This is a genomic window from Actinomycetospora endophytica (assembly GCF_021026375.1).
GTDB lineage: Bacteria > Actinomycetota > Actinomycetes > Mycobacteriales > Pseudonocardiaceae > Actinomycetospora > Actinomycetospora endophytica.
This window is the reverse complement of record NZ_JAJNDB010000006.1, coordinates 417,271-438,028: the sequence shown is the minus strand read 5'-3', so window position 1 is coordinate 438,028 and position 20,758 is coordinate 417,271. Positions and strand designations below refer to the sequence as shown.

The following is a 20,758-nucleotide window of genomic DNA, read 5'->3' as shown; positions in this document are numbered from 1 at the left end:
GTCCATCGTGATCAGTACAGCACAGACCGCGAACCCGTACTCGAGTCTTGATTCGCGTCACACCGGGTCGTAGCGTCGCCCACGAACCTGTACTGGAGTGCGGATTCAGCGTGGAGGCGGCCGTGAAGTGGGTGACGTACGACGCGGGCGCTCCCGGGGCGAGCGGAGCGACGGGGATCAGTTTCAGCCCGCGGACCGGGCTGCTGACCGACGACGGGATCCGCGGGCTTCCGCCCGGCGTCACCCTCCTCGCGCTGCTGGAGGACGGGGCTCTCGACGACGCCGCGACGACGGCCCGCCGCGACCCGGCCGAGGTCCGGGCCCTCGACGAGGTGCGCCTCCTGGCCCCGATCCCGCGCCCGCCGTCGATCCGCGACGGGCTGTCCTTCCTCGACCACCTCCGCGGCTGCTACCGCGCGCTCGGTCGGCCGCCGGAGCTGCACCCGGCGTGGTCGCAGGCGCCGGCGTTCTACTTCGGCAACCCGGCCGCCGTCGTCGGGCCCCACGACGACGTCCCGATCGCGCCCGGGTCGCGGATGTTCGACCTCGAACTGGAGGTCGGCGCCGTCGTCGGGCGGCCCGGACGCGACCTGCACCCGGACACCGCCGCGGACCACGTCGTCGGGTTCACGTTCTTCAACGACTGGACCGCCCGCGACCACCAGATGCGCGACATGGCGCAGGGGATCGGCATGGGCAAGGCCAAGGACATGGCCATCACGCTCGGGCCCGCACTGGTCACCGTGGACGAGCTCGAGGCCTACCGCGGTCCGGACGGCTACGCGTTCGAGGTCGCCGCCACCGTCAACGGCCGCGAGATCGCCAAGGGCTCGCTCGCCGGCATGGACTGGACCTGGGGCGAGCAGCTCGCCTACATGTCGCGCGGGACCGAACTGCAGCCCGGCGACGTCATCGGCTCGGGCACCGTCCCCGGGGGCTGCCTGCTCGAGCACGTCGACACCCCCGACCCGTTCGCCTTCACCGGCTGGCTCGCGCCCGGCGACGTGGTCTCGCTGTCCTCGGAGGTCCTGGGCGAGACCCGCCAGGTCGTGCGGGAGGCCGAACCGATGACGCCGCTGCGGACCGGTTACTGAGGAAGGGACCCATGAGCACGCTCGACTACCGCAAGGGACTGCACGACCTCGGGCAGGGCTGCCACGCCTGGCTGCAGCCCGACGGCAGCTGGGGGTGGAGCAACTCCGGCCTGATCACCGGCTCGGGCACCTCGCTGATGGTCGACACGCTGTTCGACCTGGCGCTGACCCGGGAGATGCTCGCCGGCCTGCAGCCCGTTCTCGACCACCACCCCCTCGGGACCCTGGTCAACACCCACTCGGATCCCGACCACGTCAACGGCAACGAACTGGTCGGGGAGGACGTCGAGATCATCGCGTCCGAGGCCGCGGCCGCGCTGATGACCCAGGAGGCGCTCGACGCGGTGGCCCGGGTCAAGCACCTCGACGGCACCCTCGGCGAGTTCGCGCGGCACATCTTCGGGCCGTTCGAGCTCGACGGGATCACCGCCACCGGCCCCGACCGCACCTTCTCCGGCGAGGACAGCGTCGACGTCGGCGGTCGGGAGGTCCGGCTGATCCAGGTCGGACCCGCGCACACCCCCGGCGACGCGCTGGTCCACGTGCCGGACGCGCGGCTGCTCTATGCCGGCGACGTGCTGTTCGTCGGCGGCACCCCGATCGCGTGGGCCGGGCCGATCGACCGCTGGATCGGCGCGCTGGACCTCATCCTCGAGATGGACGTCGCGACGATCGTGCCGGGTCACGGCCCGGTCAGCGGCAAGGCCGAGGTCTCGACGATGCGGGAGTACCTGGTCTCGGTCGAGACCCAGGCCCGCAAGCGGTTCGAGGACGGCCTCGACGTCGACGAGGCCATCGCGTCCATCGACCTCGGACGCTTCGCCGATCTCCCCGAGCACGGCCGGCTGGCTCAGAACGTGCTCAACGTCTACCAGCAGCTCGACCCCGCGATCCCGCGCCCGGACCGGCTCACGGTCCTGACGAAGATCGCCGCGCTCGAGGGCTTCAGCCCCTCGACGTTCGACGAGGCCACGGCCCCCTGACCCATCCGTCCCCCGGAGGACAGCCCCGATGACGACCGTGCGCACCACCCACGTGGGGAGCCTGCCCCGCCCCGAGGCGCTGACCCGGCTGATGTACCTCCACCAGGAGGGCAAGGGTGACGAGGCCGAGCTCGAGGCCGCCGTCACCGACGCCGTGCACGACGTCGTCGCCATGCAGCACGGCGCGGGCATCGACATCGTCTCCGACGGCGAGATGGGCAAGCCCGGCTTCGTCAACTACGTCCGCGAGCGCCTCGACGGGTTCGGCGGGCAGGCCCCGCCGTGGAGCATCGACGACCTCGCGGCCGCGCCCGAACTGGCGATCGCGCAGTACGGCGGGGAGGCCGGCGCGCACATCATGCCGGCGAACTGCGAGGGACCGGTCAGCTACATCGGCGACACCGCCGTGCAGCGCGACATCGACACCCTGCGCCTCGCGCTCGACAAGACCGGGCACCGCGACGCGTTCGTCCCGGCTGCCTCACCCGGCTGCATCGCGACCGGCAGCCCGAACCTGCACTACCCGGACTACGACAGCTACCTCGACGCCCTCGCCGACGCCATGGCCGTCGAGTACCGCGCGATCGTCGACGCCGGCCTGCTGCTCCAGCTCGACTGTCCCGACATCCCGATGGCCGCCCACACCGAGTTCTGGTGCCGCGACGAGGTGCGACGGCGAGGGCTGGTCGGGTTCGCGGAGCGCCACGTCGCCGCGATCGACCGGGCACTGGCGGGGATCGACCCGTCGCGGGTGCGCCTGCACATGTGCTGGGGCAACTACGAGGGGCCGCACCACCTCGACGCCCCGCTGGCCGAACTGCTCCCGCCGGTGCTCGCCGCCCGCCCGACGATGATCTCGTTCGAGGGGGCCAACCCCCGCCACGAGCACGAGTGGGCCGATCTCGGAGCCATCGCGATCCCGGCCGACAAGGTCCTCGTGCCCGGCGTCGTCGACACTCTCAACAACATCGTCGAGCACCCGCGGCTCATCGCCCAGCGCCTCGAGCGCTACGCGTCGATCGTCGGCCCCGAGCGCGTCATCGCGAGCACCGACTGCGGCTTCGGGACGTTCGTCGGCTTCGGCCGCGTCGGCGCGCAGGTCGCCGAGATGAAGCTCCGGGCGATGGCCGAGGGGGCGGCGCTCGTCCGCGGCTGACCCCCGGAGAGCCGTGATCTGGATCATGGCCGGCGCCGCCATCGGGCGCCGCTGATAGTTGTTGCATCAACTGTCAGGCACATCGGGCCGGCGGAACTCCGACCGATCGGGATCGGAGAGCCTCTGGCCACCCACGACGTCGCGGACCGTTCGGCCATCGTCACCGGAGCAGGGTCGGGGATCGGGCGGCGGGCGGTGGCGCTGCTGCCGGCCGCGAACGGGGCGGCCGTGCTCGTCCACGACCTCACGAGCGACGCGGCCGACAAGGTCGTGCAGGAGGTCGTGGACGCCGGCGGGACCGCCGCCGCCTTCGTCGGGGACGCCGCCGACGAGGATGTCGCGGTGGCCGCGGTCGAGGCCGCCGAGGCGCTGGCCCCGCTGCGCATCGCCGTCGACAACGCCGGCATCGGCGGACCGGACCTGCCGGTCGGCGAGTACCCGACGGAGGCCTGGTGCTCGGTCATCGACGTCAACCTCGACGGCGTCTTCTACGGCATGCGCGCCCAGAGCCCGGCCATCGCGGCCCACTAGCCGACCCCGGCGCATGCGGGTGGCTCCGGTTCGCCCGGACGAAAGGTCAGACCTAATCTCGCGGCCGACCGTCCCGCCCCGATGCCTCCGGAGCCGCTGATGCTCGACCTGCGCCCGCACCTGCGGCCCGGGGACGGCGTCTGGTGGAGCCAGGCGGGGGCCGAGGCGACCCCGTTGGTGGACGCACTGCTCGACCAGGTCGGCGACCTCGGGCCGGTCCGCGCCTTCTGCGGGCTGACGTTCAACCCCCGGCTCCGTGACCTGCCGCCTCAGCTCACGCTCACGTCCTACGGGGCGATGGGCGAGCTCCGGGCGGCGAGCGCGGCGGGACGGCTCGAGATCGTGCCCGCGCACTACTCGGTGCTGCCCCGGCTCTTCGCCGAGGGACGGCTGCCCGGCGACGTCGGGCTGGTCCAGGTCGCACCGCCCGGCCCCGACGGCCGGTGCTCGCTCGGGATCGGCGTCGACTACGCCGGCGACGCCGTGCGGTACAGCCGGACCCTGATCGCGGAGATCAACCACCGGATGCCGGCCGTCGCGGGCGCCGACACGGTCGCGCTCGGCGACTTCGCCGCCGTCGTCGAGACCGACCGGGCGCTGCCCGAGGCGCCCGACCAGGGGCCGAACGCCGTCGACCGGGCGATCGCGGCGCACGTCGCGGGACTGGTCCGCGACGGCGACACCGTCCAGATCGGGGTGGGTGCGCTGCCGTCGGCGATCCTCGATGGGCTCGCCGGGCACCGCGACCTCGGCGTCCACTCCGGGATGGTCAGCGACGGCGTGGCGCGGCTGGTGGAGGCCGGTGTCGTCACCGGCGCCCACAAGGAGATCGACCCGGGCGTGGTCGTCGCCGGCGCCGCCCTCGGCAGTGGCGGTCTCTACGCGCGCCTGCCGGAGATGCCCGTGCGGTTCCGTCCCGCGAGCTACACGCACGCCCCCGCGGTGCTCGCCCGCCTGTCCCGGCTCGTCGCGATCAACTCCGCACTCGAGGTCGACCTCACCGGGCAGACGGGTGCGGAGGTCGCCCGGGGCCGCTGTCTGGGCGGCGTCGGCGGGCAGGCGGACTTCTCGGGTGCGGCGGCGCGGACCGGTGCCTGCTCGATCATCGCCCTGCGCTCCACGGCGGGCGGCGCGTCGACCGTCGTCCCGGCGCTGCGCGGACCGGTGACGACGGCGCGGGCGGACGTCGACGTCGTCGTCACCGAGCACGGCGTCGCGTGGCTGCGGGCGTGCCCGCTGTCCGAGCGCGGGACGAGGCTCGCCGCGATCGCCGCGCCCGAGCACCGGGACGCGCTCCTGGCAGCGCTGCGCTGAGCCCGATGCTCTCGTCCCGGCCCGCGAGTCGGGGCAAGCTCGGTGGGACGGCGTTCGCCCCGAGCGCCCCGGCGAGGAGCAGCCCATGGACGACGACCTCGATCGGTACCTCCCGCCGCTGTCCGAGGACGTCGTCCGGGCCCGGCGGCAGAGCATCGGCTCGCTGCTGGCCCGCACCGCGCTGAAGTACGGCCCGAAGCTCGCCGTCGTGCACCGCGACACGCGCCGGACCTTCGCCGAGCTCGACGCCGACGCCAACCGGGTGGCTCAGTCGCTGGCGCGGCGCGGCGTGGTCCGGAACCAGCGGGTGGCGATCCACTCGCGCAACTCGTACGCGTTCGTCGTCGCCAGTCGCCGAAGTACGTCGTGCTGGTCGAGGAGTTGCCGAAGAATCCCAGCGGGAAGATCCTCAAGCGGGAGCTGCGGGACACCTACGCGGGGCTCGCGGGCGACGCGCCCTGAGCGGACCGGCGGGGTCGGCTCCAGGACCGGTGCGCACTCCGCGCGCCGTCGTCGTCGCCCCGAGTGTTGCGTCCGAACGGCGGTTCGTGCTCCGGCCCGTCCGCGGCGAGAGTCGGGGACATCGGGGGAGGGGTGATGCGCGGATGTCGACCGATCGATCGTCCTGGCCGGGGGAGGACTGGGCGCGCGCCTGGCTCGACCGGCTGCTTCCCGGGCGCTGGGCCCCGGGCGTCCTGACCCAGCCGATCCTGCCGGGCTGGAGCTTCGGGCCGACGCTGACGATCAACGAGGCCAACTCGTCGTCGCCCCGGACCGAGGAGGCCATCCTCGAGACACACAGCTACGGACGTCAGCTGGGACGGATGGCCGGGGCCCTCGACGCCGTCATCGATCACGTCGACCCGGACGACGCCGATCCCCGGATCGAGGCCTTCCGCGAGATGCAGCGCGAGATCGCGGACGTCAAGCAACGGACGAGCGACGACGACGTCGACCGTGCGCGGACGCTGCTCGGGTGGTTGCGGGAGACCAACCGCCCGGCCTTCGACGGACTGATGACCGAGTTCGCCGACGGGCGCCCCGGCTGATCTGGCCACGAACGGGACGTAACGAGATCCGCTGTCGCACGATGCACAGGGCGTACCGCCTCCGCCCGTTCGGCAGAGGTCCTGACCGTCGGGGGAAGCCATGACCGAGTCCACCGGGGCGACCTGCCCCACCTGCGCGACCGTCCTGCCCGTCGCGGGCGCGCCCTGCCCCCGGTGCACGACGACGCCGGCGGCCGGCCCGCAGTACGCGGCCCCGCAGGGGATGCCGTTCCAGCAGGCCCAGTACCCGCAGGCGCCGTACCAGCCGGGCTTCTACCAGCCGGCCCCGTTCCAGGCCGTCCCGTACCAGCCGATGGCCTACCCGCCGGCGCCGTACCAGCCGAACCCGTACGCGGTGCGCGCCCCGAAGTCGGCCGGCATCGCGGTCCTGCTGACCATCCTCTGGATCGGCGCGGGCCACCTCTACCTGGACCGCATGGGCACCGGGCTCGTCCTGATGGGCGCCCACCTCGTCGTGGGATTCATCCTGATGTTCATCTTCCCGATCAGCTTCTTCATCTGGCTGGCGGCGGTCGTCGGCGTCTCGATCTGGTGCTCGAACCTTTCCGGGCAGATCAACGCCGGGACGGTGCCGGCCCGCGAGACCTGGTGACCCGGCGCGGCCGATCCCCCGCTTGATCGCGCCGCCGACGAGGACCATCGTCGGCGTCGTCGCGAGGAGGGTCGATGCCGGACGATCGGATGCAGACGTTGCTGGGCGCGGTGGACGCGCTGGTGCCGGAGGCGCAGGAGTTCTACACCGACCTCCACGCCCACCCCGAGCTGTCGATGCAGGAGCACCGGACCGCGGAGCGCGCGGCGGCCCGCCTCGCCGACGCCGGGTTCGAGGTGACCACCGGCGTCGGCGGGACGGGCGTGGTCGGCGTGCTGCGCAACGGCGACGGCCCGACCGTCGCGCTCCGCGCCGACATGGACGCCCTCCCGGTGCGGGAGGACACCGGTCTGCCCTACGCGAGCACCGTCACCGCCACCGACGACGACGGGCACGAGGTCCCGGTCGCGCACGCGTGCGGCCACGACATGCACGTGGCCTGGCTGGCGGCCGCGTCGGCGCTGTTCGGGGCCCACCGCGACACCTGGTCGGGAACCCTGGTCGCGCTCTTCCAGCCGTCCGAGGAGACCGGGGGCGGCGCGCAGGGGATGGTCGACGACGGGCTGGTCGGACGGTTCCCGAGCCCCGACGTCGTGCTCGGGCAGCACGTCATGCCGGCGCCCGCCGGGGTCGTCAGCACCCGGCCCGGCACCGTCACCTCGGCGTCCGACGTGTGGCGCATCCGGTTGTTCGGCCGCGGCGCCCACGGCTCGATGCCCGAGGCCGCCGTCGACCCGGTGGTGATGGCCGCGTCGACCGTGCTGCGCCTGCAGACCGTCGTGTCCCGGGAACTGGGCATGAACGAGCCCGCGGTGCTCACCGTCGGGATGCTCCGGGCGGGCAGCAAGGAGAACGTCATCCCCGACGAGGCGACGATCGGGCTCAACCTGCGCTGCTACGACGAGGCGGTGCGCGCCCGGGCCCAGGACGCGATCCGGCGGATCGTCGCCGCGGAGGCGCACGCGGCCGGCGCACCGCGGGCCCCGGAGATCACGCCGGTCGAGACCTACCAGGTCACCGACAACGACCCGGCCGCGACCGACCGGGTGCTGGCGGCGTTCCGTGGGCACTTCGAGGCGGAGCAGGTGCAACCGATGGGCCCGACGTCGGCCAGCGAGGACTACGGGGTGCTCGGCCGGTCCTGGGGCGCGCCGTCGGTGTTCTGGTTCGTCGGCGGCGTCGACCGGGACACCTATGACGGCCTGGCGCGCGCCGGTCGCCTCGCCGAGCTGCCCACCAACCACAGCCCGCAGTTCGCGCCGGTCCTGGATCCGACGGTGCGCACCGGCATCGAGACCCTCGTGACCGCGGCGGGTGCCTGGCTGGCGTCGGGCTGATCACCGCGTGACCACGGCATCGGCGACGGCTCTCGTGCTCGACCTCGCGGGCACGTTCGCCTTCGCGCTCAACGGGGCGCTGACCGCGGTGCGGGCCGCGCGGCTGGACATCGTCGGCGTCATCACGCTGGGCATGATCACCGCGCTGGGCGGTGGCATCCTGCGGGACGTGCTGCTCGGGGCGCTGCCCCCGTCGACCTTCAGCGACTGGCGCTACCTGGTGGTCGCCGCGGTCGGTGGGCTCGTGGCGTTCGGTCTGAGCCGGCAGCTCGAGCGGCTCGCCACCCCGATCACGGTGTTCGACGCGCTCGGGCTGAGCCTGTTCGCGGTGACCGGGGCGGGCAAGGCACTCGCCCTGGGCGCCGGGGTCGGCCAGTCGATCCTGCTCGGCGCGATCACCGCGGTGGGCGGCGGCACCATCCGGGACGTGCTCGTCCGCCGCATCCCGACGGTGCTACGCAGCGAGCTGTACGCGATCCCGGCGCTGGTCGGCGCGGCGATCGTCGTGGTGCCGGCCCGGTTCGGGCTCGGTGGGCTGGTCTGGGCGCTGGTGGGCGCCGGAGTCTGCCTGGCGATCCGCCTGCTCGGGGTCCGTTTCCGGCTCGAGGCGCCGCATCCGCCGGGTGGGAAGTCCGACGGGGACGCGCCGGCCTCGTAGCTGCCCGGCTGTTCGCATGATCAACGGGCCTGTACGGCTCCCGCAGCCCCCGCCGGCAGCCACACAGGCCCGTTGATCATGCGCAGCGGCCGACGCCCGGCGAGTCGGGGTGACTGCCCAGCGGCCGCCGCAGTTCTCATGATCGCCGGGATGACGAGAATCTGAGGGCTGGGCGTCCAGATCCTCGTCATCCTGGTGATCATGGCCGGTCAGGGCCCCACGGGCGGCCGACACTGACGCTGCGTCGCGAGGCATTGCGGCATCCGGGGGATCGCCGCGCCCGCGAAGCGACGCTCACATCTCAGCGTGATGGCCGATGTTTCACCGTGCCGGGCCCACGACGCTGAACCCATGTCGATGACGAAGGTGCTCGTGGGCTTCGTGCCCTGGATCGTGTTCTCGTTGGTGGCCACGCGCGTGGGTCCCGGAGCGGTCGGGGTCGCCGCCGTGCTGGCGTTCCTCGTCGCGCTCGGCCTGGTCATCCGGTCGGTGGTCCGCGGGGAGTCGCCGAAGCTGCTCGAATTGGCCGGCGCCGCGGTGTTCCTCGCGTTCGCCGTCGTCGCGCTCACCGCGCCGGTCCTGGACGCGGTGCTCGCGAGCTACGGGCGCGCGATCGCGGCGCTGGTGCTGGCCCTGATCATCTTCGCCCTGCTGCCGATCATGCCGTTCACCGAGCAGTACGCCCGGGAGAGCGTGCCGCGGCAGTACTGGCACACCCCGGAGTTCCGTGCGGTCAATCGGCGCATCAGCGCGGCGTGGGGCGGTGTCGTCGCGGTGATGGCGCTCGGCCACGCGATCGCCGGCACGTTCGAGGTCCCCGACCCCGGCGCCGGGCTGCTGCACCGCCCCGTCGACCTGGTCTTCAACTGGGTCGTCCCGGCGCTGCTGGTCTGGTGGGCCGCGCGCTACACGCAGCGCGTCAGCGCCGCGGCCGGGTCGTCGACCCCGGCCCCCGCGCGGCAGTCCAGTCCCCGGTGACCCCGCGCGGGGCCGGTGTCACCGCTCCCGCTCGAGGTGGGCACGCACCGACTCGCCGTCGTCGCTGAGCCAGCCCTTCTCGCGGGCGTAGTCGATCATGCCGTCGAAGTCGGCGTCCCAGCCCTCGGGGACCCGGCCTTCGGCGAGCCGGCGCAGCGTCGCGACCGGGATCATCAGGTGGGAGGCGCCCTCGAGCAGCTCGCCCGCGTCGTGCTCGGCCAGGACCGCGGCGAGCCGGTTCGCCGTGAGCCGCTGGTGGTAGGAGGCGTAGAGGTCGGTGACGACCTCGGGCTGGTGGAGGGTGACGCCGTCGTCGGCGATCGCCAGGTACATCTCGCTCCTCTGCTGACGCTGCTGTACGTCGGTGGTCGGGATCTGCGGTGCCGAGTCTGCCCGGTCGGGCCAGGAGTGCACGACGATGCCGGTATGCCTCCCGAGCAGCCCGCGTCGCCGTCGTCGCACCTCTTCCCCGGCAGCGGTCTCGACGCCGCCGTCGTCCCGACCTTCACCGCCGAGCCCGGGATGATGCCCGCCACGGTGCTCCCCGAGCACGAGCTCGCCCCGGAGCTCGCGCACCAGCTGGTGCACGACGAGCTCATGCTCGACGGCAACGCGCGGCTCAACCTCGCCACCTTCGTCACGACGTGGATGGAGCCGCACGCCGCGGCGCTCATGGCGCAGACCGCCGACAAGAACATGATCGACAAGGACGAGTACCCGCGGACCGCCGAGCTCGAGCGGCGCTGCTCCCGGATGCTCGCCGACCTGTGGCACGCGCCGGATCCGCTGACCGCTCCGGGCTGCTCCACCGCTGGGTCGAGCGAGGCCTGCATGCTCGCCGGGCTCGCGTTCAAGCGCCGCTGGAGCGCGCGGGTCGGGCCGTCGTCGGGACGGCGCCCGAACATCGTCATGGGCGCGGACGTCCAGGTCTGCTGGGACAAGTTCGCCAACTACTTCGAGGTCGAGCCGCGCGTGGTGCCGATGCGGGGCGACCGGTTCCACCTCGACGCCGAGCAGGCGCTCGCGCGCGTCGACGAGGACACCATCGGCGTCGTCGCCGTCCTCGGGTCGACCTTCGACGGCAGCTACGAGCCGGTCGCGGACATCTGCGCCGCGCTCGACGACCTCGCCGCCGGCGGCGGGCCGGACGTGCCGGTCCACGTCGACGGGGCCTCCGGGGCGATGGTCGCGCCGTTCCTCGACGAGGAGCTGGTCTGGGACTTCCGCCTGCCGCGGGTCGCGTCGATCAACACGTCGGGCCACAAGTACGGGCTCGTCTACCCCGGTCTCGGCTGGGTCGCCTGGCGCGACACCGCGGCGCTGCCCGAGGACCTGATCTACCGGGTGAACTACCTCGGTGACGAGCTCGCGACCTTCACCCTGAACTTCTCGCGCCCGGGTGCCCACGTGGCCGCGCAGTACTACCAGTTCCTGCGGCTGGGCCGGGACGGCTACACCCGCGTGCAGCAGCACTGCCGTGACGTCGCCACCCGGCTGGCCACTCAGCTCGGAGCGCTCGGCCCGTTCCGGCTGCTGACCCGCGGCGACGAGCTCCCGGTGTTCGCCGCGACCCTCGACCCCGCGATCACCCACTACTCGGTCTTCGACGTCTCGGCCGGCCTGCGCGAGCACGGCTGGCAGGTGCCCGCCTACACCTTCCCGGCCGAGCGCACCGACCTCGCCGTCCTGCGCTTCGTGATCCGCAACGGGTTCACCCACAGCCTCGCCGACCAGCTCCTCGCCGACCTGCGCCGGGTGCTGGCCCGCCTCGACCGGCAGCACGGGCCCCTGCACGACGCGAGCGACAGCTCCTTCAGCCACACCGGAGCGCCGAGCCCCCGCTGATCGGAGGCCGTCAGATGGCGGATGTCCCGGCCGCCGTCCGGGGCCACCGTCGTCGTATGACCACGCAGCACACTCCGGACCCCGCCCTGACGGTGGACCAGCTCGACCACAAGGGCACGACCTCCCACGAGGTCTACACCGCCGGCTTCTACGACCAGCCCGCCTGGGACTTCGTCGTGCGCACCCTGCTGGGCAAGGCGACCCGCGGCGGCGCCGACATCGGCGAGGTGCTCGCGACGATCGCGGCGGTCCGGCCCAAGGACGACGAGGGCTGGTTCGCGGCCTGGAAGGCGCTGGGGGAGCGGACGGCCGCGATCGCCGCGACCTGCGCGCAGCGCGGCCACCGCTCCAGCGCCTCCCGCGCCTACCTGCGGGCCGCGAACTACTACGCGGTCGCGGTCAACGCCATCAACGGCCTGGACACCGACGAGCAGCTGCTGCCCACCTTCCGGGCCCACCGCGCCGCGTGGGAGGGGTTCCTCGCGACCACCCGCTGGCCGGTCGAGCGCCTCGAGATCCCCTACGAGGGCTCCACCCTGCCGGGCTGGATCCTCCGGCCGGACACCAGCGGCGCGACGCGGCCGACGCTGGTGATGACCCTCGGCAGCGACGAACCGATCACCGGGGTCTGGAGCGAGGGGGCGGAGGGGGCGCTCGAGCGCGGGTACGCCGTCGTGCTCTACGAGGGGCCGGGGCAGCAGTCGATGCTCTTCGAGCGCGGCATCCCGTTCCGGTACGACTGGGAGAAGGTCCTCACCCCGGTCGTGGACACCGTGCTGGCGCTCCCGGACGTCGACCCCGCCACGCTCACCGTCTACGGCGTCAGCCAGGCGGGCTACTGGGTGCCCCGGGCGCTCGCGTTCGAGCACCGGTTCGCCGCCGCGATCGTCGACGGCGGCGTCGTCGACGTCTCCCGCACGTGGACCGAGAACATGCCGCACCGACCGCTGGAGGCGTACCGGCGCGGCGAGAAGGAGCACTTCGACAAGGAGATGTCGATGCTCATGCACCTGCCGGGGACGAAGGCCGTCCGCACCGGGTGGAAGTTCCGTACCCGCCCCTACGGGCTCTCCGGCTACTCGGCCGTGCTCGACGAGGTGACGAAGTACGACGTCACCGACGTCGCCGGGCAGATCACCACCCCGCTCTACGTGATCGACGCCGACGGCGACCAGTTCTTCGGCGGGCAGGCCGCCGAGCTCGCCTCCCTCGTCCCGGGCGCGACGCTGCAGCGCTTCAGCCAGGCCGAGGGCGCGAGCCACCACTGCCAGCCGTTGGCCCGGGAGCTCACCGAGCAACGCATGCTCGACTGGCTGGACGAGCAGATCGGTCACACCGAGCGGTGACGGACCCCCGGATGAGCAGGGATCTTCCGACCGAATATTGCGCTCCGAACACGGATCGATCTCGATGAGGTTACGGATCGCCGCATCCAGGGGAACACCCGCCGCGTTCGGCGCACAGGACGTGCCGTTCCGGACGCTCCCTAGGGGGAAAGATCATGGGTAAGCACACGAGCACCGTCCACGGTCTCGAGTCCCAGGCGGACTCGCAGCCGACCGGTGACCGCCGGGTCGGCCGTGGCGGCCGGGCCGTCGCCGTCGCCGGCATCGCCGGAGTCGGGCTGATCGCCGCGGCCGGGTCCGCGATGGCCGGGGAGGCTCCCTCCTCCGGCGACCACGGCCAGGACTCCGTCTCCTCGGCCAGCTCCGGTCACCACGACCAGGACGGCAAGAAGGACAAGGACGGCAAGGGCGACAAGGGCCACGGCAAGTCGCCGGTCTCCGACGTGACGACGACGGTCGCCGGCCTCACCGGCGGGAACGCCGGTTCCGGCGGCAACGGCGGTGGCAACGGTGGCAACGGCGGCACGGCCCTCGGCGGGCAGGGCGGCGTGAACGTCCTGTCCGGCAGCAACCTCGGGCTGCTGGGCCACTCGGCGCCGAGCAAGGTGTCGTCGCACGGTGGTGACGCCGACGCCTCCGGCGGCATCGGCGGCACCGGTGTCGGCGGCTCCGGCGGGAACGCCGGGCTGCTCGGCAGCGTGCTCTGAGGCTTCGTTCCGAGCGAAGGGCCCCTTCGGTCGAATAGATCGGCCAGGGGCGCCCTTCGCCGGAACGCCGACCCCTGCAGTGCACTGAGTGAAGGGCACCTTCGAGCGACTAGATCGACCGAAGGTGCCCTTCGCTCAGAACGAGGGTCAGGTGCTCACCGCCGGTTCGTAGCGGCTGAACCGGCGGGTGAACGTCGCCGTCCCGGCCGTCAGAGCACGCAGATCCACGGCGTAGCGCAGCAGCGCGGTCTCCGGCACCTCGGCGCGCACCCCGGTCCGCCCGGTCCCGTCCGGCTCGGTGCCGACCACCCGCCCGTGCCGGGCCGCGAGGTCCCCGAGGACCGCACCGAGCAGCCCGTCGTCGACGGCGACCTCGACCTCGTAGAGCCGTTCCATGACGACGGTGCCCGCCGCCGCGACGGCCTCCCGGACGGCCAGCGACCCGGCGGTCTGGAACGCCTGGTCGGACGAGTCGACGCTGTGGGCCTTCCCGTCGACCAGGGTCACCCGGACGTCGACGACCGGGCGGCCCGGCGTCACGCCGTGCTCCAACTGCGCCCGGACGCCCTTCTCCACGCCGGGGATGTAGGCGCGTGGGATCGCTCCGCCGACGATGCGGTCGACGAACTCGACGCCCGACCCCCGCGGCAGCGGTTCGATCTCGATCCGGCAGACGGCGAACTGCCCGTGCCCGCCGGACTGCTTGACGTGCCGGCCCAGACCCACCGCCGACCCGAGCACGGTCTCGCGCTCGGGGACCGCCACCTCGGTGACCTCGAACGTCGCGCCCGCGGCGCGCAGTCGCGCGAGCACGACGTCGGCGTGCGCCTCGCCCGTGCACCACAGCACGATCTGGTGGGTGTCCTCGTTGCGCTCGACGCGCAGCGTGGTCTCGCTGGCGGCCAGGCGCGCGAGCCCGCGGGCGACGGCGTCCTGGGCGCTGCGGTCGGCGATCAGCGCCACCGGCAGGAGCGGCTCGGGCAGTTCCCAGCCGTCGATCCCGATCGGGTCCTCGACCTCGCAGAGCGTGTCCCCGGTGGTCCCGGCGCCGAGCCGGGTCAGGGCGCAGAGGTCGCCCGCGACGCACCACGGCACCTCCCGCATGGTGGCCCCGAGCGGCGCATGGATCCGGGACACCCGCAGCGGTGCGTTGCCGGTCGGGTCACCGCCGTCGCGCGGTGACGGGATCCGGAGCGGGTCGCCGCAGACGGTCAGCGCGGTGTCCGGGGTCAGGCACCCGGAGAACACGCGGACCAGCGACACCCGGCTGCCCTGGCTGTCGGTGCCGGTGTGGACGACCTCGGCGACGACGGGTCCCTGCGGGTCGGGGGTGACCGGCTCATGCCGGGCGCCGTCGGGAGCGTGGGCGGCCAGCGGCTGGTGGGCGGTCGCGGGCGGGACGGCGTCGACCACCAGGTCGAGCAGCGCGTCGAGCCCGGCGCCGGCGGGGGCGCACACCCCGGCCACCGGGACGACGGTCCGCCCGGCCACGGCCGCGGCGAGCACCTCGCGCAGCGCCGCCATCGGGACCGGCTCGCCGCCGATCCAGCGCTCGAGCAGCGCCTCGTCCTCGCTCTGCTCGATGAGGGTCTCGACGAGGCTGCGCCGGGCCTCGTCCGGGTCGTCGGCCGTCGGGTCCGGGTCGTCGGCGCCGAGCAGCGGGTGCACCGACAGCGTGCCGTCGCTCGCGCGCTCGGTCCGGGTCACCGGCACCAGCACCTCGCCGGCCTCGGCCGCGGTGACCGCCTCCCGGCACGCCGCGAGCGCGGCCGTCTCGTCGGCGCGGGCGTGGTCGAGGCGGCTGAGGACCAGCACCGCGGGGAGGCCCGCGCGGCGGCACTCGGCGAGCAGCCCGGACGTCGGCGCGGCGGCCCCCTCGGCGGCGTCCGCCGTGCCGACGACGAACAGCACGGCGTCCGCGGCCCGCAGCCCCGCCCGGACCTCGGCCAGGAAGTCCGGGCAGCCGGGGGTGTCGACGAGGTTGACCTTGATCCCGCGGTGGGGGAGCGAGGCGACGGCCACCGACACCGAGTGCTGCTGGCGCCGCGCGTCGACGTCGTGGTCGGTGACGGTGGTCCCCGCCGCCACCGTGCCCGCGCGGGAGATCGCCCCGGACCGGGCGAGCAGCTCCTCGACGAGCGTCGTCTTGCCTGCCGACATCGGCCCGACCACCGCGACCGAGCGGAGGCCGCCCGGATCGTCGGGTGCCAGATCGGTCCCCGCCCGCGGGCCGCGTGCTCTCCGGGCCGTCTCGCCCGCCGTCCGACCACTCATGACGATCACCTCGTCGCCTCACCGGCACGAAGTCCTGAGGCCGCGCCGTCGTGCCCAGTTCTAGACAGTGACCTAGATCACGGCAAGCCCTCGGCGGGGGTCGGCTGCGCTCAGCCCGGGATCGTCGCGCGCGGCTCGGCCACGACCGGCGTGCTCCGCTCGCCCTCGGCCCGGCGCGCCAGGGCACGGTGGTGGGCGTAGACCGCGGCCAGACCGAAGACCGGGAGCAGGATGTCGGTCCAGAGGATGACCCCGGAGTTGCCCGCGGCGTGGTTGCCGTGCGCCAGCAGCTGGTAGACGTGCCCGCCCGCGGCGCCCCACAGGAATGCCGTCACGCCCAGCACGGCCGCGAGCTTCACGCGCAGATCGGCGCGCCGCGAGAAGGCCAGGAAGCCGATGAGCGCGAAGCCCAGGCTGGCGAACGCGACCTCGAGCTGGAACGGGCTCTGCGGCCAGCCGATGACCTTCGCGGAGAAGTCGCCGAACACGCTGTGGACGACGAAGTTCCAGGTGTAGGCGACCCCGATGCTGAAGAACAGGAACCAGTCGAGCAGCGCTCCCGACACCAGGCCCGGCGGCCGCTCGTGCCGGTTCCGGGCGATCCGGACCCCGGACGCGATCAGGCCGACCACGAACAAGGTGAGGGTGAAGTTGACCAGCAGGAACTCGATGGTCTTGGCGATCATGTGGGGCCTCCGGGGGCCTCGGGAGAGGGACACCACGACGATCGCTCGGCGCCGGGGGCGAAACATCCGCCACCTCGCGGATGCTGACGCTCCGTAGATCGGGCGGTGGGCCGTCCGGGTGGTCAGCCGGCGCCGTGGGTCATGTCGACGTCACGGGTCTCCGGTCCGACGGCCGCCCCGACGGCCACGAGCACCCCGGCGACGACGAGCAGCCCGACCGGCGCGAGGAACGACGGCACGACGGTGCCGAGCCCGGCGAGGTAGAACGCGTAGAACGCCGGGATCACCAGGGCGAGGCTGTAGCCGACGCCGAAGCCCGTCGCCCGCACCGGAGCGGGGAAGAGCTCGGTCAGGTACGCCGCGACCGGGCCGAACGTGCCGACGGTCGTGAGCCCGACGAGCACGGTGAGCAGGATCGTCACGCCGAGCCCGCTGTCGGTGACCGTCATGACGGCCGTGTACGCCGCGCCGCCCAGGATCGCGATGCCCGGCGCGTAGCCGAGGTAGAAGCGTCGGCGCCCGGTCCGCTGCGAGAGCGCGCCGAACAGCGGGAACGCGACGACGAGCGCCAACGACTCGATCATCATCGTCACCGACGCGCCGGTGGCGGAGAGCCCGACGTGCTCGCGGAGCAGCCCGGGCAGGACGGCGCTGGTCATGTTGTTGGCCAGCCACACTCCGGTCATCAGCACGAACGCCCCGAGCAGCAGGCCGCGCTGTGGCCCGGCGACGAGCGCGACCAGCGTCGACCGGGAGCCCGTCCGGGTGCGCGGGGTCGGCGACTCCGCCACGGTCCGCCGGAAGTGCAGGAAGATCGGGATCGTCAGGAGCCCGCCGATCAGGAACGGGACGCGCCACCCCCACTGCGTGTAGGCCTCGGCCGACGGCAGGGTCCGCAGCAGCACGAGGGTCAGCGCGGCGAGCACGGCGTAGGCCGCGGGCGAGGCGGCGAGCATCGTCCCGGCGAGCAGCCCCCGTCGTCGGGGTGGGCTCCACTCCAGGGCGAGCGGGATGGCCGCGGTGTACTCCCCGCCGAGGAACACGCCGTTGACGGCGCGCAGTCCGATCAGCGCGACGACCGACCAGATCCCGATCGACGACGCTCCCGGGATCGCCGCGATGAGCAGCGTGACCACGCCCGACCCGGCGATCGCGATCAGCGTCGCCCGTTTCCGGCCGGTCGTGTCGGCGAGCATCCCGAACACCGCGGCCCCCAGCGGCCGGGTGATCAGCGTCGAGGCGAACACCGCCGCCGCGAGCACCCCCGCCGTGCCGGCGGAGAGTCCGTGCGGCTGGAAGTACGCCGTCACGGGCGCGAGCACCAGCACCGGCAGGTAGATGTCGAACTGGTCGACGAAGAACGCCAGCACCCCGGCGCGGGCGGCGGCCCGGGCGGGTCGGGGGTCGTCGGCCGGGGCCGCCGGCATCAGGAGGTGTGCCGGGCGACCGTGGTCGCGAGCTCGACCCGCGAGCGGAGATCCAGCTTGCGCAGGCTGTGGGAGATGTGGGTCTGCACGGTCCGCGGCGAGATGAACAGCTGCGAACCGATCTGCGGGCTGGTCAGGCCCTTCCCGACGAGCTCGGCGACCTGCCGCTCGGTGGGGGTGAGGCTCTGCCACCCGGTGGCCGGCCGGCGGCGGGAGCCGGACACGCCCAGCCGGACGTCGTGGGCACGGAGCCGGGCGGTGAGCCGGCGGACGGTTCCGGCGGCCCCGAGCGACGCGGCCAGCTCGGTGCAGCGGCGGGCGTGGGTGCGCGCCCGGTCCCCGTCGCCCCGCGTCGCGGCGGCGACGGCGGCCTCCTCCCACGCGCTGAGCGCGCCCGCGGCGTGACCCCGGTGGTCGAAGGCCGCGGCGGCGGCCGCGGCGAGGTCCGGGTCGGCGTCCGCGACGGCCGCGACGAGGTCGACCGCGGGTGCCAGCGCGACCGCCTCGTCCACCGGCACCGCGGCGGTGTCCGTCGCCACCTGCCGCAGCAGGGCCGCGTCGCCGACGTCGAGCGCGAGCCGGGCGATGTCCGGACCGGCGAGCAGCGCCCACAGCAGCCGCCCGCCGTCGAGGGTGGTGGTCCAGCTCGTCCGGGCGAGGTCGACGACCTCGCTCTGCCTGCCGCGGGCCTCGGCCAGCAGGATCGTCGTCAGCGCCGTCATCGGCAGCCCGAACTGCTCGGGCAGGCCGCGGAGCCGCCAGCGTTCCTGCGCGGTCTCGAGGCCGTCGAGCTCGCCGCGGCGGATGCGGGTCTGGAGGACGCCGGCGGTGGCGCGGGACAGCCAGCCGCTGCCGGTGAGTGCCGCGGCCTCGAGTCCGGTGTCGAGCTCGGCGAGGGTGTCGTCCCACCGCCCCGCGACCCGGTCGATCTCGCCGGCGACGAACAGGTGCAGCGGACCGAGCCATCCCTGCCCGCGCTCCTGGGCGCGCCGCCGGGCCTCCACCGACTCCGCGCGGGCGGCCTCCGGGCCCCGGGCGTAGAGCGCGAACCAGGCGGGCCAGATCGGTGCGGTGGCGCCGTCCGCCCAGGGGGGCGAGCCGCCGGCCTCGCGGGCGTCGCGGGCCTCCACCGCCAGCTCCAGCGCGCTCTCGCAGCGGCCGGCCAGGAAGAGGTCCATGGCGGCGGGGACCAGCGCGGCCCCGCTGCGCGGCCCCGACGGCATGGTCCGGACGACGGGTCCGCGCCCCTCGAGCACCTCGACCCAGCGCCGCAGGTGCCGCAGCGTCGTGCGCTCCGACTCCGGCGGATCCCCGGCGAGGTAGTCGTCGATCGTCGCCAGCGCCGCGCCGACGTGGGCGCTGCTCACCATCGCGTGCAACGCGACGCGGGTCAGGTCGTAGCGCGCCGCGCGGTCGCCGTCGGCGTGCAGCCGCTCCCGCGCGACGCGTTCGGCCTCGGCGATCTGTCCGGCCGCGGCGAGGGCACCGGCGCGGGCCAGGGCGATGGCGTCGGCCTCCGGCCCGTCCCCGCAGCGCTGGGCCGCTCCCGCGAGCACGTCGGCGGCCTGGGCGGGCGCGTGCGCGAGGTCCGACGCGGCGATGCGCAGCGCCTCGGCGGGCGGGATCGGCTCGGCGGCGTCGGTGTCGTGCTGGAGGATCTGCGTGGCGATGCCGCCGGTCGCGCGCAGCCGGGACGCGCACGCCTCGTGCAGGAGCCGGCGCAGCGGCGGCGCGAGGTCGGCGTAGATCACGTCGCGGAAGAGGTCGTGCCGGAACGCGAGCTCGTCGTCGGCGTTCCAGCCCGCGATGCCGGCCGAGACGGCGGCCTCGACCGCGCCGACCAGCGCGAGGGCCGAGGTCCCGCCCACCGCGGCGAGCTGCTCCACCGTCGACGGGCGACCCCAGACGGCCAGCAGCCGCAGCAGATCCCGGGCCGGCGCCTCGAGCAGGGCGAGGTGTGCCCGCACGCTCGCCTGGACCGAGGTCGGCACGTCCCGGCCGTCGCCCCGCACGACGGTCTCGCCGTCGACGACCGCCAGCCGGTCCTGGCGGCGCAGGTCGTCGAGCAGGACGCCGGCGTGGAACGGGTTCCCGCCCGTCACCGCGAGCAGTTCGCGCAGCCGCGCCCCGGGTGGTGCGCCGAGCCGCTCGCGGACGAGCTCGTCGAGCCCGCCCGGCCCCAGCCCGGCGATCTCGAGGGTCCGCACGTCGGGTCGCGCGGCGAGTGCGTCGAGGGACTCGCGCACCGGCAGCGCCCGCCGCGCGAGCACCAGCGACAGCGGGAGGTCACGGACGGTGCCCGCCAGCCGGCCGAGCAGGGCGAGCGAGTCCGCGTCGGCGTGGTGCACGTCGTCGGCGCACAGCGCCACCGGACCGTCGGCGCACCGCTTCTCGACGGCCTCCAGCACGAGGTCCGGGGTCTCGGCGAGCGGCGGGTAGTGCTCCTCCAGTCCGAGCAGCGTCGACATCAGCCCGAACGGACGGCGGCGCCCGATCTCGTCGGCGACCACGCGGTAGACCCGCACCCCGCGCTCGCCCAGCATCCGGCCCACCCGGTCGAGCGCGGTCGACTTGCCGGCGCCGGGTGCCCCGGTCAGCAGCAGGACCTGCTGCGGCGCGCGACCGTCGGCCATCGCGTCCACCGAGTCCCGCAGGTCCCCGAGAGCGTCGGGGTGCACGGTGTCCGTGGTGGTCGCCACGGATCGATCGTACGGAGCAGTGGCGCCACGGCGCGTGATCGCTTCGGGCTAATCGTGTACG

At 74.0% G+C, this 20,758-nt stretch carries 18 protein-coding genes and 1 pseudogene; 14 read left to right on the top strand and 5 right to left on the bottom strand.

The genetic code is table 11. The features are described from left to right. Positions 1–122: 122 nt before the first annotated feature. From LQ327_RS25800 to LQ327_RS25755, 11 genes and pseudogenes are all read left to right on the top strand, one after another. On the top strand, positions 123–1,094 hold the full coding sequence (locus LQ327_RS25800) for a fumarylacetoacetate hydrolase family protein (RefSeq protein WP_230738666.1): 972 nt from the start codon (positions 123–125) through the stop codon (positions 1,092–1,094). An 11-nt stretch (positions 1,095–1,105) separates the two neighbouring features. Then, a complete protein-coding gene (locus tag LQ327_RS25795) occupies positions 1,106–2,077 on the top strand; it encodes an MBL fold metallo-hydrolase (protein WP_230738665.1) in 972 nt (323 codons plus the stop codon). A 28-nt stretch (positions 2,078–2,105) separates the two neighbouring features. Beyond that, complete coding sequence (locus LQ327_RS25790; protein WP_230738664.1) at positions 2,106–3,233, top strand: cobalamin-independent methionine synthase II family protein; 1,128 nt, start codon at positions 2,106–2,108, stop codon at positions 3,231–3,233. Positions 3,234–3,251: 18 nt separating this feature from the next. Further along, complete coding sequence (locus LQ327_RS25785; RefSeq protein WP_308286382.1) at positions 3,252–3,764, top strand: SDR family NAD(P)-dependent oxidoreductase; 513 nt, start codon at positions 3,252–3,254, stop codon at positions 3,762–3,764. 81 nt (positions 3,765–3,845) lie between these two features. Further along, the gene (locus LQ327_RS25780; RefSeq protein ID WP_230738662.1) at positions 3,846–5,078 is read left to right on the top strand and encodes an acetyl-CoA hydrolase/transferase family protein; all 1,233 of its coding nucleotides are present in this window, start codon (positions 3,846–3,848) and stop codon (positions 5,076–5,078) included. An 85-nt stretch (positions 5,079–5,163) separates the two neighbouring features. Next, positions 5,164–5,415, top strand: a pseudogene (locus LQ327_RS35325) (AMP-binding protein); the annotation flags it as partial. Positions 5,416–5,683: 268 nt separating this feature from the next. Then, positions 5,684–6,127 (top strand): hypothetical protein, encoded by a 444-nt coding sequence (locus LQ327_RS25775; RefSeq protein WP_230738661.1) that lies wholly within the window; start codon positions 5,684–5,686, stop codon positions 6,125–6,127. A 100-nt stretch (positions 6,128–6,227) separates the two neighbouring features. Then, a complete protein-coding gene (locus tag LQ327_RS25770) occupies positions 6,228–6,740 on the top strand; it encodes a DUF3824 domain-containing protein (protein WP_230738660.1) in 513 nt (170 codons plus the stop codon). Positions 6,741–6,814: 74 nt separating this feature from the next. Further along, positions 6,815–8,077 carry an amidohydrolase gene (locus LQ327_RS25765; protein WP_230738659.1) on the top strand — a complete coding sequence of 421 codons (1,263 nt, stop codon included), beginning with the start codon at positions 6,815–6,817 and terminating at the stop codon, positions 8,075–8,077. Positions 8,078–8,084: 7 nt separating this feature from the next. Beyond that, entirely contained in the window at positions 8,085–8,735 is a 651-nt protein-coding gene (locus LQ327_RS25760) for a trimeric intracellular cation channel family protein (protein WP_230738658.1), read from the top strand. Between the two features lie 351 nt (positions 8,736–9,086). Beyond that, positions 9,087–9,713 carry a hypothetical protein gene (locus LQ327_RS25755; protein ID WP_230738657.1) on the top strand — a complete coding sequence of 209 codons (627 nt, stop codon included), beginning with the start codon at positions 9,087–9,089 and terminating at the stop codon, positions 9,711–9,713. A gap of 18 nt (positions 9,714–9,731) precedes the next feature. Here LQ327_RS25755 and LQ327_RS25750 read toward each other — a convergent pair whose 3' ends face one another. Then, positions 9,732–10,046, bottom strand: coding sequence for a hypothetical protein (locus LQ327_RS25750; RefSeq protein WP_230738656.1), 315 nt, complete (start codon positions 10,044–10,046; stop codon positions 9,732–9,734). A 93-nt stretch (positions 10,047–10,139) separates the two neighbouring features. Here LQ327_RS25750 and gad point away from each other — a divergent pair, with 93 nt between their 5' ends. The 3 genes from gad to LQ327_RS25735 all read left to right on the top strand — a co-directional run bounded on the left by gad (position 10,140) and on the right by LQ327_RS25735 (position 13,611). Next, positions 10,140–11,558, top strand: coding sequence for a glutamate decarboxylase (gad, locus tag LQ327_RS25745; RefSeq protein WP_230738655.1), 1,419 nt, complete (start codon positions 10,140–10,142; stop codon positions 11,556–11,558). A gap of 56 nt (positions 11,559–11,614) precedes the next feature. Then, complete coding sequence (locus tag LQ327_RS25740; protein ID WP_230738654.1) at positions 11,615–12,904, top strand: alpha/beta hydrolase family protein; 1,290 nt, start codon at positions 11,615–11,617, stop codon at positions 12,902–12,904. Positions 12,905–13,059: 155 nt separating this feature from the next. Beyond that, positions 13,060–13,611, top strand: a complete 552-nt coding sequence (locus LQ327_RS25735) for a hypothetical protein (protein WP_230738653.1) — start codon at positions 13,060–13,062, stop codon at positions 13,609–13,611. A gap of 147 nt (positions 13,612–13,758) precedes the next feature. Here the strand turns inward: LQ327_RS25735 and LQ327_RS25730 are convergent, their stop codons facing one another. The 4 genes from LQ327_RS25730 to LQ327_RS25715 form a co-directional block, all read right to left on the bottom strand. After that, positions 13,759–15,885, bottom strand: a complete 2,127-nt coding sequence (locus tag LQ327_RS25730; protein ID WP_230738652.1) for an elongation factor G — start codon at positions 15,883–15,885, stop codon at positions 13,759–13,761. A 110-nt stretch (positions 15,886–15,995) separates the two neighbouring features. Then, the gene (locus LQ327_RS25725) at positions 15,996–16,571 is read right to left on the bottom strand and encodes a DUF6790 family protein (RefSeq protein ID WP_230738651.1); all 576 of its coding nucleotides are present in this window, start codon (positions 16,569–16,571) and stop codon (positions 15,996–15,998) included. Between the two features lie 122 nt (positions 16,572–16,693). Further along, positions 16,694–17,998 (bottom strand): MFS transporter, encoded by a 1,305-nt coding sequence (locus tag LQ327_RS25720; protein WP_230738650.1) that lies wholly within the window; start codon positions 17,996–17,998, stop codon positions 16,694–16,696. After that, the gene (locus tag LQ327_RS25715) at positions 17,998–20,697 is read right to left on the bottom strand and encodes a helix-turn-helix transcriptional regulator (RefSeq protein WP_230738649.1); all 2,700 of its coding nucleotides are present in this window, start codon (positions 20,695–20,697) and stop codon (positions 17,998–18,000) included. The genes LQ327_RS25720 and LQ327_RS25715 overlap by 1 nt, the downstream gene beginning before the upstream one ends. Positions 20,698–20,758: the final 61 nt, after the last annotated feature.